Source organism: Roseovarius nitratireducens, assembly GCF_002925845.1.
Lineage (GTDB): Bacteria > Pseudomonadota > Alphaproteobacteria > Rhodobacterales > Rhodobacteraceae > Roseovarius > Roseovarius nitratireducens.
Map to the genome: position 1 here is coordinate 1 of NZ_PDNI01000064.1, position 425 is coordinate 425.

The 425-nt window shown below is 39.3% G+C and carries 1 protein-coding gene; it reads left to right on the top strand.

Translation table 11 applies throughout. The features are described from left to right. Positions 1-97 precede the first annotated feature (97 nt). Positions 98-425 (top strand): F0F1 ATP synthase subunit A (gene atpB / locus CRJ03_RS20595; protein WP_104017781.1); only part of this gene is annotated, 328 nt, incomplete at its 3' end.

Here is a 425-nt window from a genome sequence, read left to right on the forward strand (position 1 = left end):
AACTAATCTTCTAGGTCTTCTACCACACACATTTACCCCAACAACACAACTATCAATAAATTTAGGAATAGCAATTCCCCTTTGAGCCGGAGCAGTAATCCTAGGATTCCGCAACAAAACAAAATCTGCTCTAGCCCATTTCCTTCCCCAAGGAACACCTATTCCTTTAATCCCCATACTAATCATTATCGAAACAATCAGCCTATTTATTCAACCAATAGCCCTAGCAGTTCGATTAACTGCCAACATTACAGCCGGTCACCTACTAATTCATCTTATCGGAGGAGCAACCCTAGCTCTACTATCAATTAATATCCCCACAGCCTTAATTACATTTTTAATTCTAACTCTACTAACCATTCTAGAATTTGCTGTAGCACTAATTCAAGCCTACGTTTTTACTCTCCTAGTGAGCCTCTACTTAC